General features: G+C 67.6%; 16 protein-coding genes. 3 read left to right on the top strand and 13 right to left on the bottom strand.

Annotation, left to right across the window (positions count from 1 at the left end):
- Nucleotides 1–4: 4 nt before the first annotated feature.
- Nucleotides 5–1,498: an FAD-linked oxidase C-terminal domain-containing protein gene (locus EDC64_RS05285; protein WP_132030209.1), complete on the bottom strand. Its 1,494-nt coding sequence runs from the start codon at nucleotides 1,496–1,498 to the stop codon at nucleotides 5–7.
- Nucleotides 1,499–1,685: 187 nt separating this feature from the next.
- Here EDC64_RS05285 and EDC64_RS05280 point away from each other — a divergent pair, with 187 nt between their 5' ends.
- From EDC64_RS05280 to EDC64_RS05270, 3 genes are all read left to right on the top strand, one after another.
- Nucleotides 1,686–2,621 (top strand): LysR family transcriptional regulator, encoded by a 936-nt coding sequence (locus EDC64_RS05280; protein WP_132030208.1) that lies wholly within the window; start codon nucleotides 1,686–1,688, stop codon nucleotides 2,619–2,621.
- Between the two features lie 96 nt (nucleotides 2,622–2,717).
- A complete protein-coding gene (locus tag EDC64_RS05275; protein WP_132030207.1) occupies nucleotides 2,718–3,428 on the top strand; it encodes an AzlC family ABC transporter permease in 711 nt (236 codons plus the stop codon).
- Nucleotides 3,421–3,729 (top strand): AzlD family protein, encoded by a 309-nt coding sequence (locus tag EDC64_RS05270; RefSeq protein ID WP_132030206.1) that lies wholly within the window; start codon nucleotides 3,421–3,423, stop codon nucleotides 3,727–3,729. Before EDC64_RS05275 ends, EDC64_RS05270 begins: the two co-directional genes overlap by 8 nt.
- Nucleotides 3,730–3,732: 3 nt before the next feature.
- Here the strand turns inward: EDC64_RS05270 and EDC64_RS05265 are convergent, their stop codons facing one another.
- From EDC64_RS05265 to EDC64_RS05210, 12 genes are all read right to left on the bottom strand, one after another.
- Nucleotides 3,733–4,179: a DUF3592 domain-containing protein gene (locus tag EDC64_RS05265; RefSeq protein WP_132030205.1), complete on the bottom strand. Its 447-nt coding sequence runs from the start codon at nucleotides 4,177–4,179 to the stop codon at nucleotides 3,733–3,735.
- Nucleotides 4,180–4,309: 130 nt separating this feature from the next.
- A complete protein-coding gene (locus tag EDC64_RS05260) occupies nucleotides 4,310–5,536 on the bottom strand; it encodes an MFS transporter (RefSeq protein WP_132030204.1) in 1,227 nt (408 codons plus the stop codon).
- A gap of 7 nt (nucleotides 5,537–5,543) precedes the next feature.
- Nucleotides 5,544–6,044 carry a MarR family winged helix-turn-helix transcriptional regulator gene (locus EDC64_RS05255; RefSeq protein WP_165933646.1) on the bottom strand — a complete coding sequence of 167 codons (501 nt, stop codon included), beginning with the start codon at nucleotides 6,042–6,044 and terminating at the stop codon, nucleotides 5,544–5,546.
- 152 nt (nucleotides 6,045–6,196) lie between these two features.
- Nucleotides 6,197–6,988, bottom strand: a complete 792-nt coding sequence (locus tag EDC64_RS05250) for an ABC transporter permease (RefSeq protein WP_132030202.1) — start codon at nucleotides 6,986–6,988, stop codon at nucleotides 6,197–6,199.
- A gap of 1 nt (nucleotide 6,989) precedes the next feature.
- On the bottom strand, nucleotides 6,990–7,880 hold the full coding sequence (locus tag EDC64_RS05245; protein WP_132030201.1) for an ABC transporter ATP-binding protein: 891 nt from the start codon (nucleotides 7,878–7,880) through the stop codon (nucleotides 6,990–6,992).
- Nucleotides 7,880–8,938, bottom strand: a complete 1,059-nt coding sequence (locus EDC64_RS05240) for an ABC transporter substrate-binding protein (protein ID WP_165933645.1) — start codon at nucleotides 8,936–8,938, stop codon at nucleotides 7,880–7,882. The genes EDC64_RS05245 and EDC64_RS05240 overlap by 1 nt, the downstream gene beginning before the upstream one ends.
- 95 nt (nucleotides 8,939–9,033) lie before the next feature.
- The gene (locus EDC64_RS05235; RefSeq protein WP_132030199.1) at nucleotides 9,034–10,038 is read right to left on the bottom strand and encodes an amidohydrolase family protein; all 1,005 of its coding nucleotides are present in this window, start codon (nucleotides 10,036–10,038) and stop codon (nucleotides 9,034–9,036) included.
- 14 nt (nucleotides 10,039–10,052) lie between these two features.
- Nucleotides 10,053–10,562 carry a (2Fe-2S)-binding protein gene (locus EDC64_RS05230; RefSeq protein ID WP_132030198.1) on the bottom strand — a complete coding sequence of 170 codons (510 nt, stop codon included), beginning with the start codon at nucleotides 10,560–10,562 and terminating at the stop codon, nucleotides 10,053–10,055.
- Nucleotides 10,559–11,383, bottom strand: coding sequence for an FAD binding domain-containing protein (locus EDC64_RS05225; RefSeq protein ID WP_132030197.1), 825 nt, complete (start codon nucleotides 11,381–11,383; stop codon nucleotides 10,559–10,561). The genes EDC64_RS05230 and EDC64_RS05225 overlap by 4 nt, the downstream gene beginning before the upstream one ends.
- A complete protein-coding gene (locus EDC64_RS05220) occupies nucleotides 11,380–13,740 on the bottom strand; it encodes a xanthine dehydrogenase family protein molybdopterin-binding subunit (protein ID WP_132030196.1) in 2,361 nt (786 codons plus the stop codon). The genes EDC64_RS05225 and EDC64_RS05220 overlap by 4 nt, the downstream gene beginning before the upstream one ends.
- Nucleotides 13,741–13,871: 131 nt before the next feature.
- Nucleotides 13,872–15,092 (bottom strand): FAD-dependent oxidoreductase, encoded by a 1,221-nt coding sequence (locus tag EDC64_RS05215; protein ID WP_132030195.1) that lies wholly within the window; start codon nucleotides 15,090–15,092, stop codon nucleotides 13,872–13,874.
- A gap of 525 nt (nucleotides 15,093–15,617) precedes the next feature.
- Complete coding sequence (locus tag EDC64_RS05210; protein WP_132030194.1) at nucleotides 15,618–16,325, bottom strand: cupin domain-containing protein; 708 nt, start codon at nucleotides 16,323–16,325, stop codon at nucleotides 15,618–15,620.
- Nucleotides 16,326–16,380: the final 55 nt, after the last annotated feature.

Genomic DNA, 16,380 nt, shown 5'->3' with positions numbered 1-16,380 from the left:
GGCCTCAGAAGCGCGGCAGATCGGGAAACGGCAGCGCGCCGCCGCCGACATGCATGCGGCCGAGTTCGGCGCAGCGGCGCAGCACCGGAAAGACCTTGCCCGGATTGAGCAGGCCCTGATCGTCGAAGGCGCATTTCAAGCGCTGCTGCTGGGCGAGGTCCACCTCGTTGAACATGGTCGGCATGAGATCGCGCTTCTCGACGCCGACGCCGTGCTCGCCGGTGAGCACCCCGCCGACCTCGACACAGAGTCTCAGAATGTCGGAGCCGAAGGTCTCCGCCTTCTCCATCTCGCCCGGCAAGGCGGCGTCGTAGAGAATGAGGGGATGCAGATTGCCGTCGCCGGCATGGAATACGTTGGCGACCCTGAGGCCGTGCTGGGCGGACATGTCGCGCATGCGCGAGAGCACCAGCGGCAATTGCTTGCGCGGGATCGTGCCGTCCATGCAGAGATAATCGGGCGAGAGCCGTCCCACTGCGGGGAAGGCCGCCTTGCGGCCGGCCCAGAAGCCGAGGCGCTCCTCCTCGCTCGCCGACACCCGCAGCGTGCTGGCGCGGCAGGCCGCGGCGATGGTTCGGACCTCTTCGAGCAGATGGACGCATTCGGCCTCCGGCCCGTCCAGCTCGACGATCAGCAGCGCCTCGACATCGAGGGGATAGCCGACATTCACAAAGGCCTCGGCGGCGGCGATGGCGTCGCGGTCCATCATCTCGATGGCGGCGGGAATGATCCCCGCGCCGATGATCCGCGCAACGCAGTCGCCGGCATCCTCCGAGGTCGGAAAGCCGACGAGGACGGCGCGCGCCACGTCCGGCTTCTTCAGGATGCGAACCGTCACCTCGGTCACGACGCCGAGCAGGCCTTCCGAACCGACCACGGCCGCCAGCAGGTCGAGCCCGCCGGCATCGAGATGCTTGCCGCCGAGCCGCACCACCTCGCCGGTGATCAGCACCAGTTCGACCCCGAGCACATTGTTGGTGGTGAGGCCATATTTCAGGCAGTGCACCCCGCCGGAATTCTCCCCGACATTTCCGCCGATGGTGCAGGCGATCTGCGAGGAGGGATCGGGGGCATAATAGAAGCCCTCGTGCTCGACCGCCTTGGTGATGCCGAGATTGGTCACGCCCGGCTGCACCACGACGCAGCGATTGGCGAAGTCGACGTCGAGAATGCGGTTGAACTTGCCCATCGCCAGCAGCACGCCGTCGGCGAGCGGCAGCGCGCCGCCGGACAAAGACGTCCCGGCGCCGCGCGGCACCACCCGCACGCCGGTGTCGTGGCAATATTTCAGAATCCGACACACCTGCGCGGTGGTCTCGGGCAGCACCACGACGAGGGGCATCTGCTTATAGGCCGTCACCCCATCGGATTCGTACGGCCGCATTTCCCGCTCGCGGGAGATGACGCCCTCGCCGGGGACGATGGCCGAGAGGTCGGCGATGATCTGCGCCCGCCGCGCGAGCACGCTCTCGTCCGCAGCCGGAAGCCTGAGGCTCATTGCGGCGTTCCTGACCCTGTTTTCAAACCTTGGGAAATGTCTTTCCGGTTGCGACTATAATCGTTCCAGATCGAAAAGCTGTCGCGCATTATTTCCCTTTCGGCTAAAAATCATCCCGCCCATGGAAACAATGCGCCGCGATCCCGCCCGCCCAGCCCCGCGCCGTCAGATGCCGGAGAGCCGGCCGATGCTCGGCAATCTGGGCGACCTGGAAATCTTCGCGCGGATCGTCACAGCGGGCTCGCTGTCGGCGGCGGGGCGGGAACTGGGCCTGTCCCCGCCCGTGGTCTCGAAGCGGGTCCAGCGGCTGGAGGAGCGGGTCGGCGCCCGGCTGTTCCAGCGCACCACGCGCAAGGTCACGCTGACCGAGGCCGGCCAGGGTTTCTACGAACGGGTGGTTGCCATCCTCGCCTCTCTGGAGGAGGCAGAAAGCCAGCTTTCGCGGCGCTCCTCTGAAGCCCGCGGCCTGTTGCGGGTGGCGGCGCCGACCTCATTCGGGCGGCTGCACATCGCCCCACACCTCGGCCCGCTGCTGGACGCCAACCGCGAACTGACCGTCGACCTCGAACTGTCCGACGCGTTCGTCGACATCGTCGGCGAGGGCTTCGACCTCGCCGTGCGCATCGCCGACCTCTCGGATTCCAGCCTCGTCGCGCGGCGTCTCGCTCCGGTCCACCGCGTGCTCTGCGCCACCCCCGCTTATCTCGCGCAGGCGGGCGAGCCGCAAAACTTCGCCGATCTCGCCGGCCACCGCCTCCTCGCCACGCACAGCCAGGATCCGTGGCGGCTGGAAGGGCCGGAGGGACCTGTGGTCCACCGGGTGCATTCCACCTTGCGGACCAATTCCAACGAGGTGGTCCGGGCGGCGGTGCTCGCCGGCGTGGGCATCGCGCTGCGCTCGACCTGGGATGTCGGGCCGGAACTGCGCTCGGGTGCGCTCCGGGTGGTGCTCCCGGCATTCCACGCATCCAGCCGGGTCGGCGTGTTCGCGGTCTACCCCTCGCGCCGCTTCCTGCCGCAGAAGGTGCGGGTCTTCATCGACCATTTCGCGGCGCTGTACGGATCGGTCCCGCCCTGGGACGAGGGGCTGGACACGCTGCTCTCCCCCGCACTGACGGCGTAGCTCGCCCCCCGGCCATGCGCAAATCGGGTTGGTCGGCGCCGTCACCTGTTGCATAAGCGGCCAACTTCTCGTGCCGGATGTCGTGTGCCCCGGGCTATGGACGACACAGCTTCCCCCCGCGTCCGCTTCACCCGCGCCGGCTTTCTCGCAGGCGCCCGGGTGATGGGGCCCATGATGCCGGGCATGTGCCTGTTCGGCCTCGCCTTCGGTGCCGCGGCGGCGCAGAAGGGCTTCTCCGCCTTGGAAGTCGCGCTGTCGAGCGGCCTGGTCTTCGCCGGGCTCGCCCAGATGGTCGCGCTGGAAGGCTGGACCAACGACTGGACCCCCGGCGGACTTCTCGCGCTCGGCTTCCTGACCTTCACCGTGAACACGCGCCACCTGCTGATGGCGGCCTCGATGCGGCCATGGCTCGGCCAGTTGCCGGGCTGGCAGGCCTACCCGACCTTGTTCTTCCTCGCCGACAACAATTGGGCGGCGACCATGCGCTACCACACGAAAGGCGGGCGCGACGTCGGCTATTTCGTGGGGTCCGGCGCGTTCACCTGGCTGATGTGGGTGCTCTCCTCCGCCGCCGGCCAGGTGCTAGGCGGCGGGCTGCCGGACCCGAAGGCGGTGGCGATCGACCTCGTCGTGCCCGCTTTCTTCATCGCCATGCTGGTGCCGAACTGGCGCGGGCGGCGGGAATTCGTCGGCTGGGGCGTGGCGGCGGCGGTGTCGGTCGCCGCCTCCTTCTTGGTGCCGGGCTGGTGGTTCATCTTCATCGGCGCCGTGGCCGGCGCGGTGGCGGGCGGGTTCGTCGATGAATAGCGTCGATGCCGGGACCCTCGCCGGGATCGCCGTGATGGCGGTCACCACCTTGTTCAACCGGACAGCCGGCTTCGTACTGATGCGCTTCGTGCCGCTGACGCCGCGCGTCCGGCGTATCCTGGAATGCCTGCCGGGCGCGGTGCTGATCGCGATCATCGCCCCCGCCGCCGCGCACGGCGACCTCGCTATGATCCTCGGCCTCGCGGCCGCTCTTCTCGCCGCGAAATTCCTCAAGAGCGACTTCTTCGCCGTCCTCGCCGCCGTGGTGGTCGGTGCGACGGTCCGCTATTTCGGCTATTGAGCCTCACAGCAGGCGGCGAAGCCCCAGCAGCAGCAGACAGACGAGCGTCACGCCCAGACCGGCCCAGCCGAAGGCGGCGGGCGGCGGGGTGAGATCCAAGGCGGCATCCTCCGGCAAAGCGGGATTGACCTTCACCTCCACGTCGCGCGCCCCGGCAAGTCGCGCCTGTACCGCCGCCGCATCGGGCCAGAGCCGCCCCGGCCAGTCGATCAGCCGCACGCGCCCGCCTTCATAGGCCCGGCCGCCGAACCTGTAACGGTAGCGCAGTCCGCCCCCGAGCGTGCCCCAAGCGGTCGGACGCGCCGCGCGCGTCACCTCGCCACGGGCGGCGACCCAGCCCGCGGCCTTCCCGGCCTTGGCCCGGGCGCCGAAGGCGATGGCCGCGAAAATGATCCCACCGATCACGCCGACCGACAGGACATACGCGACCACGCGGCCGACGATCTCCATCCGCTGCTCCTCCGGCGTTCTGCCGCCCGTCGAGCTTCGTGCCCTGGCCCGGCAACGTCAATGCGCCGAGCGACGCAGCCGAGCGCCACCGTCGATCAAGGCGGCGCACACGAACGGGCGCCACCGACCCTCAATCCACCACGGCGGCCGGCGCGGACGATAGGGCCGGCGGCCGGCGGCGGCCGACGAGGCTCAGCACGATCGCGCCGAGCGTGAATGCGGCGACGACGAGGAACACGCCGCGCGGTGCGCCGTGGTCCATCAGCGGCCCGAAGATGAAGGGCGCAACCATGTTGCCGAGGCTGAAGCCGGTGGTGACGATCGCGAACACCCGGCCGAAGGCCCCCGCGGGCGTCGCCGCTTTCACGATCAGGTCGCGCGAGGGCAGGACGAGGCCGTTGGTGAAGCCGCCCACCGCAAACACCACGAGCAACATGGTGGCATCGAATTGCAACAGCCCGACCAGGACGAGCGCGGCGGCGGAGGCGCCGAGCCCGGTTGCCATGACGAGATCGTGCCGGGGAAACCGCTCGGCGACGAAACCGCCCACCAACACGCCGAGGGTGAGGAGGAAAAGATAGCTCGACACCGCCGCCGCGCCCGCCACGATCGGCATCCCCCAGGCCTGCGTCAACGCGACGACGGTATAGCCCTGGACGCCGGCATTGGACGCGGCGAGGCAGGCGAAGACGAACAGGTTGCGCACCACTTCCGCCGACCAGATCCGGGTCGGACCGGACGGCGCCGTCGTCACCGGTGCGGAGGAGCGATCTGCGAGCAGCGGCCAGCCGGCCAGAAGGATCAGCGCCACCACCGCGCCGAGGCCGGCGGCGCACAACATCGCCATCCGCCAGCCGAACAGCGAAGCGAGCAGAATCAGGATTCCGGGGGCGCAGGCCGCGCCGAGGAAACCGGAAAAGGTGTGGACGGAGAAGGCATAGCCGAGGCGCTCGGGGGCGATCCGATAGGCGAGGATCCGATAGGCGGCCGGGTGATAGGCGGTGTTGGCGAGGCCGAGCACGCCGAACGCCACCACGAGGCCGGTAAAGCTCGACGAGAGTGCGGCGGCGGCGACGGCGGCAGCCCCGAGCAGAAGCCCGAGCATGAACACGCCGCGCGCGCTCCAGGCATCCGCGAGCCCACCGACCGGCACCTGGAGCAACACCGTCACCAGACTGAAGGCGGCGAGCGGCAGACCCAGCGTGGTGAAGCCGACGTCGAAATCCGCCTGTACCGCCAGGAACAGCGGCGGCAGAAGCAGCATGTAGAAATGGCTGACGAAGTGCGCCGCGCTCACCAGCGCTACGACGCTCGCATCCCGGCGGCGCGTGCCGCCCTTCCCGACGTCCTGCCCCATGGTCCTCTTATCGTTCCGCAAACCGCAGGACCGTGCGGCCCAGTGAATTGTTCTCCTCGATCAGCTTGGAGAGAAGGGCAAGAAAGATTTTCCGCTCGGTCGCCGAGAGCGGGCCGAGGAAGCGCTTCTGGATGTCGGCAAACCGTTCGTTGCCGGCCAGAACCATTTCGCGGCCGCGTTGCGTCAGATAGACTTTCTTGGTGCGGCGGTCGTGGGGCGCGGTATGCCGCACGATCAGGGCGCCCTTCTCCAGCCGGTTCAGCACGTCGGCATTGTTGGCACGGTCGACGCCGAGTTCGGTGCCCACCGCGGCCTGCTCCATCCCCGGATTGACCGCGATGATCGAGAGAGCACCGAACTGAAGCGGGGTCAGCTCCAGCTCGGCCATGCCCTCGATGAACACCGCGACGCTGATCTGGTGCAACCGGCGCACCAGAAAGCCGGGACGCGACCAGAGCGAGAACAGGCCCTCCACCGGTTCGGTGATCTCGGTCCCGTTCAACGCCATCGCCGCCGCTTCGGTGCCGGCCCCCGCGCGGGGGAGACGGACGGTCCGGCCAGGCTTGGGGGCAGAATTTGGGGGAGACTTGGGCCCAGGATTGGGCCCAAGCTTGGCCTCAGGCGTGGCCTCAGACTTGGCCTCAGACTTGGGGGACGGCCTCACCCGCCACCCCCCGGCGCCAAATTCTGCCCGCGCACCGCCCATCCGGTCATGCGCCTCTCGATCACGGCAAAGAAGAGATAGGTGACGACGCCCATGGCGGCGATCACGGCGAGGCCAGCGAACATCAGGGGGACCCGGAACTGGGAGGAAGCCTGAATCATCAGATAGCCGATGCCGTCGTTCGACGCCAAGGTCTCCGAGATCACCGCCCCCACGAAAGCGAGGGTAATCGCGACCTTCAGCGAGGCGAAGAAATAGGGCATGGCGCGCGGCAGGCCCACCTTGAGCAGAATGTCGGTGCGCGAGGCGCCGAGCGAGCGCAGCACGTCCTCGAGTTCCGGCTCGACCGTCGCGAGCCCGGTCGCCACATTGACCGCGATCGGGAAGAAGCACAGCAGGAAGGCGGTGGCGACCGCGGTCGGCTGACCGATGCCGAGCCACAGCACCAGGACCGGCACCATCGCGACCTTCGGCACCGAATTAAAGCCGATCAGGACCGGATAGAGGCCGGCATAGACCAGCCGCGAGGAGCCGATGAAGATGCCGAGCAACAGGCCGACGACAATGCCCAGCACGAAGCCGAGCAGGGTCGATACCATGGTGTGCCAGGCATGGATCAGGATCGAATCGCGATACTGAAGAAAGGCCTCGAAGATGGCGGTCGGCGCCGGCATCACGAACGGCTCGATCTGGAACACCATCACCACGGCCTGCCAGATCAGCAGCAGGCCGATCGTGACCACCCAGGGTGCCAGCCGCTCCATGTTTCTGCGGGAGTTCGGGCTCATGTCAGGACGCCTTTGCCTTGGCCGCTTGCTTCGCCTCGTTCCGGACCTGGGCGATTTGGCTACGGATGGTGTGGACCAGATCGACGAAACGCGGCTCGAAGGTGCTGTCCACCGTGCGCGGCCGCGGCAGGTCGACCTCGTGCTTCGCGATGATCGTGCCGGGGCGGGCGCTCATCACATAGATGGTGTCGGCGAGAAAGGCCGCCTCACGCAGATCATGGGTCACCAGGATGCAGGTGAAGCGACGCTCCATCCACACCTCCTGGAGCACGCCCCACAATTCCTCGCGGGTGAAGGCGTCGAGCGCGCCGAACGGTTCGTCCAGCATCAGGAGATCCGGGTCGTGGATCAGCGAGCGGCACAGATTGGCGCGCTGCTGCATGCCGCCCGAGAGCATCCAGGGGAATTTGTCCTCGAATTCCCCGAGCCCGACGGTCTCGAGCAGATCCCGCGCCTTGCGCAGATACTCCGCCTTGTGAGCGCGCAGCCGCGTGCGGTGCGGCTGGACGATTTCGAGCGGCAGCATCACGTTGGACAGAAGCGGCCGCCAGGGAAGGAGCGTCGGGTTCTGGAACGCCATGCCGACGATCTTCAGCGGCCCGGCCACCTTCGCGCCGCCGACCGAGATGCTGCCCTCGGTCGGCGGCAGCAGCCCGGTCACCAGCTTCATCAGCGAGGACTTTCCGCAACCCGAAGGGCCGACCACCGCGACGAAGCGGCCCTTCTCGATCGCCATGTGCGTATTGGACAGGGCCTTCAGCCCTTCCGGACCGCCATAGGAGAGGCTGACGCCGTCGAGCTTGACGAACGGCGCCGCACCCGGGCCGCCGCCCGCATCCCCCTGGGGAGCGGACGGAAGCGCCGAAGCCGGGGTTGGAGAGAAGGCCAGCATCAGGTGAACCGCCGATCCTTGAGGGGGGGCAGGAACTGGTCGTCATAGACCTGGGCGACGCTCGGCTCCGGCTTGAGGTCGAGGCTCTCGGTGAGGATGCCGATGCTCTTGACCAGACGCTCGTTGGTGACCGCACCGAGGCCGTTCGCCATCACGTTCTTGGTCAGGACGTGCTTGGCATAGACGAAGTTGAGCCGCGCCAGTTCCACCTTCGGATCGAGCAGGCGCTCGCGCTTGCTGACGGCGGCGATGCAGCCCTCTCGGTCCTTATTGCCCTCGACCCAGCAGCGGGCGATCGCCTGCGCCATGCGCTTGGTCAGGTCCGGCTTGGTCTCCATCATCGCCTTGGAGGCGACGAAGGAATTGCCGGGCGCGGCGAAGCCGTTCTCCGAATAATAGAGCAGGACGATGTCCTCCTGCTTCACACCGCTCTCCATGAGATTGAAGATCGCGGTGTAGTCGAACGCGATCACGGCATCGACTTCGCCCTTCAGCAACAGCGTGTCGCGCAGCTTCACATCGATATTGACGAAGTCGATCTTGGTCGGATCGATATTGTGGGCCTTCAGAAGCGCCGGAAGAATCCGGGTGGCGGCGGAGGAGGCCGCGACGCCGATCCTCGCCCCGACCAGCTGATCGAGCTTGGTGAGCGGCTTGCGCTTGAGGCTCAGGACCACGGCGGGGAAGTTGTCGAACACCATCATCGCCGACTTCAGGCCCACGGTCGGATTGCGGCCGACGAACTCGACCACGGTCGCGAAATCCGCCGTCGCGAATTCGTGGGTCCCGCTGGCGATGCGCCGGACGGCTTCGCCCGAGCCGGCGGATCCGTCGAGCTGGATGTCGATGCCGAGATCCTTGAAGAAGCCCTTCTCGACGCCGTAAAAGAACGGCGCGTTACCGCCGTAAATGCGGAATTCCAGGCTGAATCGCACGGAATCCGCCGCCCGCGCGACGTGCGGCATCGCGACGATGCCGGCGGCGCCGAGCGCGGCGGCGCCCTGAAGCAGGGTGCGACGGGTCAGACCCGGCAATCCCGGAAGTGTCAATTTCGTCATGTCGATCCCCATTTCTTCGGTTCAAGAAATCTGGAAGTGATCTTGTCGGCGGGCCCTTTCCGGGCCCGCTTCTGGGCGGTTACGCGGTACGATCCTCAGCTCAACTTCATCATGCGGCGGAGATTGCCGCCCATGATCTTCTCCCGCTGCTCCGGCGTCAGATCGAGGGCATCCAGCACGCGCAGGGTCTCGCGGATGAACTGGTAGCCCCCCTCGGGGTCGAACGGGCAGTCGCTGGCGAAGACGATCTGCTCGACCGGGAAGAAATCCAGGCCGCATTTCGTGCCGGACAGCGAACCGAACAGCGCCGTATCGGCGTAGAACATGCGGAAATAGTCGATCGGCCGCTTCTTCAGCGACTTCAGCAGGCCTTCGTAATCCTCGTCATTGGTGCGGCTGCCGAGCTGGTCCCAGCCGGGGCCGACGCGCCCCTCGAAGAACGGGATCATCGCCCCCATGTGGTGGGTGATGATCTTCAGAGTCGGCAGTCGCTCCAGGATCTTGGAGAACACGATGTGGGACATGGCGGCGCTGGTCTCGTACGGCCAGCCGAATGTCCACCAGATCTCGTATTTCGACTTCTTCTCCGACTTGTAGTCGACGAAATCCGGACCGCGCGACGGGTGCAGCCAGATCGGCAGATCGTGGTGCGCCATGCGCTCGAAGATCGGATAGAACTCCTCCTCGTCGAGCGGCCGGCCATTCACATTGGTGAAGATCTGCACGCCCTTGGCACCGAGATCGCCGATCGCCCGGTCTATCTCTGCGACCGCCGCCTCGGGATTGTTCATCGGCAGTGAGGCGATAAAGGCGGGGAAATGATCGGGATACTTGGCGACGAGCTCCGCAAAACCGTCATTGGCGATGCGCGAGAGTTCCGGGGACAGATCCGGGCCGACGATGTACTCCACCGCGGGCATGGAATTGGCGAGAACCTGCTGGTAATCGCCGAAGCTGTCGATCATGCGCAGCCGCGCCTCGACGTCCCAGAGGGTCGGCAGGTTCAGCCAGCGCTTGATCGCGCCCTTATTGGCGACGTGCTGCTGCATCCGCTCGAAATAAGCCGGCGGAAACAGGTGCGTATAGGCATCGAGACGCATGGACGGGTCCACCCTCAACTCGTTGACAGGTCTGGTGTGCGAAGGTCCGCGCCCGGCGCGGGATGAAGCTCGGCCGCGGCGGCGCGGATGGCGGCGACGATGCCCATATAGCCGGTGCAGCGACACACCTGGCCGGACAGCTCGCGCCGCACGGTGGCCTCGTCCGGCCGTGTGTGGCGGGCGATGATGTCGCGCGCGGCGATCAGCATGCCGGGGGTGCAGAAGCCGCATTGCAGCGCATGCTGCTCGTGGAAATGGCGCCGGATGACGTCCATGGTGGCATCTGCCCGGGTGCCCTCGATGGTCTCGACCGTCCTGCCGTCGCACATCACCGCGAGCACGATGCAGGACCGCACCGGTAGGCCGTCGAGCGTCACCGTGCAGGCGCCGCAGGCGCCGTGCTCGCAGCCGAGATGGGTTCCGGTCAGGCGCAGCCGGTCCCGCAGCAGATCGGCCAGGATGTCCCGCGGCTCGACCTCTTCGCGGACGCGGTCGCCATTGAGGGTGAGAGTGATGGCGGTCATGCGCTCCACGCCTCCTCGGCGGCACGGGTGACGGTGGCGAGATGACAGCGGGCGCGGTAGGGGTCCGCATCTTCGCCGAGGGCGGCGAGCTCGGCCTTCACCGTCGCCCGCAGCGCAGCGGAATCGCGCGCCGCCAAAGCCGCGCCCGCCGCCGGCAGGAGGCGGGGATGAGAGGACGTGCCGGTCAGGGCGATCCGCCCGCCGCCGTCCGGAAGCAGGATCGCCACGGCGAGCGAATCCGAGAAGGCGCCGCTCTTGCGGGCCACTTTGCTGGTGCCCCAACGCGCACCCTCCGCCAGGCGCGGAATCCGGAAGCCGGTGATGATTTCCGCCGGTGCCCGCGCGGTCTCGTACGGGCCGAGGAAGAAGCCGTCCGCCGGCAGCGTCCGCGCGCCGTCCGGCCCGGCGAGCAGGATGTCCGCGCCGAGCGCCAGAAGACAGCACGGCCAGTCGGCGGCGGGGTCGGCCAGCGCGACCGAGCCGCCGATCGTGCCGAGATTGCGGACCGCGCGATAGGCGATGCGGCCGGCAATGCGCGCCATCAGGCCATGCGAGGGATCGGGGATCGCGCCGTCCTCGATCGCGGCATGGGTCGTGGCCGCGCCGATCACGACATGGGTCGCATCGGTCTCGGTCCGCTTCAGCGCCGCGATCCGCGAAATATCGACGAGGGTCTCGAAGCCGGTGAGCCGCAGGCTCATCATCGGGATCAGGGACTGGCCGCCGGACACCGGCATCGCCGCATCGCCGGCCTCGGCGAGGAGAGAACAGGCCGCGGCGAGGTCCGCCGGGCGCACATAATCGACCGCAGCGGGCTTCATACGGCATCCTCCGAACGATCGCCGCACGCCGCCGCAACCGCGTCCGAGACCCGGCGCGGCGTGAGCGGGGTTTCCCAGATCCGCGCCCCGAAATCGCGCAGGGCATCGCTTACCGCATTGGCGATGGCGGCCGGCGGGGCGATGGCGCCGCCCTCCCCCATGCCCTTCACACCGTATTCGGTGCCGTGCGCCGGGGTGACGAGATGATGGATGCGCAGCGCCGGAAGCTCGGGCGCGCAGGGCACCATATAATCCCCGAACGTGGTCGCGAGCGGCTGGCCGTCCGCGTCGTAGGGGATCTCCTCATAGAGCGCCGTCCCGATGCCTTGGGCGACCCCGCCGATGATCTGGCCGTCGACGATCATCGGATTGATCATCGTCCCGCAATCCTCGGCGATGGCATAATCGAGGGTCGTTGTGACGCCGGTCTCCGGGTCCACCGCCACCACCGCCGCATGGGCGCCATAGGAGAAGAAGCCGCCGGATTCCTCCGGCTCGTAGGTCGCGGTCTCGTCCAGCAGAGGCGGCATGCCGGCAGGCAGGAATTCCTGGCGGACATTCGCCGCGCGCGCGATCTCGGCGAGCGAGACCTTGCCGTTCGGCCCGTGCACCGCTCCGTCCGCGAGGCGGGTGTCGGCAACGTCCGCCTGGAGCAGATGGGCGCCGATGCGGCGGGCCTTGTCGGCGAGGGCGCGCGTCGCCCGCGCCACGGCGCCGCCCGAAAACACGATGCTGCGCGAGGCGAAGGTGCCGAAGCCGAACGGCGTCAGCGCGGTGTCGCCATAACGTACCGAGATGGCGTGGGGATCGAGAGAAAGCTCCTGCGCCGCGATCTGGGCGAGCGAGGTTTCGAGACCCTGGCCATGATTCTGGATGCCGACGAGCAGAAGCAGCGTCCCGTCCGGCAGCATGCGCGCGGTCGCCGATTCGTAGCCCGGGACGATGCGCGACTTGCGCTTGGTCCATTCCGCGGCGCCGTGGCCGCTCTGCTCGGTATAGACCGCGAACCCGACGCCGATGCGCCGTCCGTCGTCTTCGCCCGCCTGCTGGCGCCGGCGCAGCGCCGCGAGGTCCACCATCTCCCGAACCCTTTCGAGCGCCTGGGGATAATCGCCGGAATCGAGCTGCATGCCGCCGATGGTGCGGTAGGGCATCTGGTGCGGTCCGACGAGATTGATGCGCCGGACCTCGGCCGGCTCCATGCCGATGGCATGCGCCAGTTCGTCGACGGCGCGCTCGATCGCGAAACAGGCGCCGGGGCGCGCGACGCCGCGATAGGGTCCCATCGGCGCCTTGGAGGTCGCGACCGTGTGGGTTTCCACATGGAGCGCCTGCATCTGATAGGGGCCCGGCAGGTTGCGGGCCGCCATGCTCGCTTCCATGAACGGACCCGACGGCCAGAGCGAATAGGCGCCGGCATCGATATGGACCTCGCCCTTCAGGCCGAGGAGCCGCCCCTCGCGCGTGGCATAGAGCGTGATGTCGTAATGGTGCTCGCGGCAATGCACCGAGGCCATGAGATGTTCGCGGCGATCCTCGATCCAGCGCACCGGGCGGCCGGTCTTCAGCGCCAAGGCACAGACCGCCACCTCCTCGGGCATGAGCCGGTTCTTGCCGCCGAAACCGCCGCCGACGTCTGGCGCGATAAGGTGCAATTTGTGCTCCGGCAGCCCGAGTGCCATGGCAAGGCCGATGCGCATCACATGCGCGCCCTGGGTGGAGAGCGTCACCACCAGTTCGTCCAGCCGGTGATCCCAATACGCAAGCACGCCCCGGCCTTCGAGCGACACCGTCGCCTGCCGGTTCATGCGGAAGGTCCGGCGCAGCGCGACCGGAGCGGCGGCTGCGACCGCGGCGATGTCGCCCTCGGTGACGGTCGCGTGGATGAAGGCGTTGTCCGGGAATCCGTCGTGGAGGATCGCGGCGCCGGGGGCGAGCGCCTCTACCGTGTCGACCACCGCCGGGAGCGCATCGACCTCGACCCCGACCTGGTCCGCGAGATCCTCCGCCTGCGCCCGCGTCGGCGCCAGGCAAGCGGCCACGATCTGGCCGACGAAATGCACCTTGTCGCGGGCGAAGGCATGGTACGGCGCGGCGCGGAAGCTCGGCAGTTCCGGGCCGCCGTCGATCGGCTTCAGGTGAGGAAAGTCTTCCGCCGAGAAGACGCGGGCGCCGTCGGGCTTCGCCACCGCGCCGAGCCGGCCATGGGCGAACTGGCTGCGGACGAACGCGACCTCCAGCAGTCCGGGCACCCGGACGTCCGCGGTGAAGGTTGAGGCGCCGAGGAGATGGCGGCGATCCTCCTTGCGCAGGAGGCGCACCCCGACCCAGCCCTGCGTGTCAGCATCTGCGGACATGCCGCGGTCACCCCGTCTGAACGCCTTCCGATAGGGAAGGACAAGTGGTCTAGACCCCGCGACGCGGGACGAAATGGACTTCGCGCCCGGCTCCCTCCCGTGCCGCCGAGGCGCGGGACCGCGGCCCGCCTTCAGAGCACCTCGTTGGCTTCGCGCAGACTGTCGAACAGCGACGAGCGGAACAGGAACTTGCGGTGCAGTGCGAGATCCTCGGAGGTCTTGCGCAGCCGGTCGAGATGCTCGCGTCGCAACGCCGGATCGCGTTCTTCCAGCGACTTCTTGTTGAGGATCGTCTGGGCCTGGACGAAATCGACCTGCGCCTTGCGGCGCTGGCGGGTGTAGCGGTCGAACACGTCCGGCTCGGCCCGGCCGAACCAGACGTCGGCGAGCTTGTCGGCGAGGTTCATGGCATCGTGGATGCCACCATTCATGCCCATGCCGCCGATCGGATTGTTGACGTGCGCGCTGTCGCCGGCGAGCAGGACGCGGCCCTTGTTGAAGGTTTTCGCGACGCGCTGATGCACGGCATAGAGCGCGTGATAGGCGATGTCGTAATCGCCCGCCTTCGGGAACAGGCCCTGAAGGCGGCGCTGCACGCCCTCGGCGCTGAGGGCCGCCTCGTCGGGCTCATCGGCCGGCACGGGGAAGATGCCGCGCCAAACACCCTCTTCGTCTTCACCCTTCACCTTGAACAGGTTCAGCCATTCGTCGGGATCGGAGAAATAATTGCGGGTGCAGTAGCCGGTGCCGGCACCGATGAAGTCGAACTGGGTGCCGATCTTGATGAAGCGCTCCGGCCAGGTGAAGCCTTCGAACTCGATGTCGGCGAGCCGGCGCACCGTGGAGCGTCCGCCGTCTGTGCCGATGATGTAGCGCGCCTGGAGGAGTTCGGTCTCGCCGGCCGGATTGACCACCGTCGCCTCGACCTTGTCGGCGCTCTGGCCGAGATCGACGAGGCGGGTCGAGAAGCGCATGTCGGCGAGCGGATGGCTCTCCAGCCGTTTCATCACGGCGCGCACCAGCTTGTACTGCTCCCATTGCAGCACGAAGGGATAGGCGACCTCCCCTTCCAGCACCTGCACGTCGAACACCGCCACGAGTTCACCCGTCGTGCGGTCGCGGAAATGGAAGATCGGGGACTGCAGGCCGGTCTCGAATGCATCGTCGAGAAGGTCGAGTTCGGCGAGCATTTCGACCGTCGGAGGGTGCACGGTGGCGGCGCGCTGGTCCATTTTCGGCTCGGCGTCCGCCTCGACGATCGTCACCGGAATTCCTTTGCGGATCAGGGCCAACGCCATCACGGCGCCCACCGGCCCGCACCCCGCCACGATGACCCGCTCCACCGACTTCATCACCCTCGCCCTCGCCGCTCCGGACCACAAGAATGTAAGGATACTTACAAATGTGCGCGGGCGGATCAATAGGTCGCGCGCATTTTTTGATCGAGATCAATGTTTGTGCATATGCAGCATGCGTAGGCAGCGATTCCCTTGCGCTGCAACACTCCGGCGTCGCCGTCAGACCGGCGCGCGCCGTCGCAGGCCGCGAAATGCAGCGGTCAAGGATGGTGCAATGGCGGGAGGGGAAGCGCGTGCCAGGCGGAGAATGCCGAGGCGGAATCGGCGAAGCGAGGCAGGCGCTTGGCGCGCGTGCGGGCCGCGGACGCCGATGCGGGATCCTGCGAACGCCGGATCGGATCACGCCGCTGCGACGCGGTCGAAACTCGAATTATTGACAGGACAGAGACGGCTCAGCCGCCGGCGCCCGAACGCGAAGACTGAAACAAATGAAGCCGACGTCCCCGGGGCGTCGAGGCGACCGACAAAGGCCGCCTCGGGACGCCGTCCGGCCGCCGATTTCAGCAGCCGGCGCTGCGTTCAGGAGGCCTCGTGGACCGTAACGAACTTGCTGGGGGCGTGAAACTCGAGAAAGCTCAGGCCTTCTTTGTCCGCGCTGCGCAGCCCATGGCTGTCGTTGACCGCGAAATAGACGAAGTCGCCGGCCGAAACCGGATGCTCCGCCCCATTCGCGAGAACCAAAGCGTTGCCGGTGAGAAAGAAGAACACGCTCTCCGCATTGGGATGATGGTGGCTCTTGGTCCAGGTGTCGCCGGTATATTTGACGATCATGCCGTGCGACCGCTCGGACGGGATCGATTCCTTGCCGACGAGAAATACGCGCTGCTTCAGCTGCTCGGGAACGTCGAGCACCGGGAGCGAATCGACCAGGATCGCGTCGGCGGTCGCGGGAACACCGGGCAGGTCCGGGCCTTTGGCCGTGACGACATAGAGCCGGCTCTGCCCTGCCACCCCGGTAATCGTGACCACGCCGCCCTCGGCGAGCGGCAGGAAGGCGCCGGCGGAAAAGGGCTGCGTCCGCCCGGCCGTTTCGAGCACCGCATCGCCCGAGAACAGATAGAGATAGGCGTCCGTGCCCGGCGCGGCCTCGACCGCATGGGCACCGCCTTTCGGCAGATCGACGAAGCGGGCGGAAAGGAATTCGCCCGGCTCGATCAGATCGATTTCGGAGGGGCCCGCACCGGCCGCCGGCGAAGCGAGATCACTGGAACGCACAAGTTGAGACATGGACGACTCCAAGGCAAAGCGCGAGCGCCAGATCCGGGCCGACGGGCCGCATCTC

Source organism: Aquabacter spiritensis (genome assembly GCF_004346185.1).
Classification (GTDB): Bacteria; Pseudomonadota; Alphaproteobacteria; order Rhizobiales; family Xanthobacteraceae; genus Aquabacter; species Aquabacter spiritensis.
This window is presented reverse-complemented; position numbering and strand designations above follow the sequence as displayed.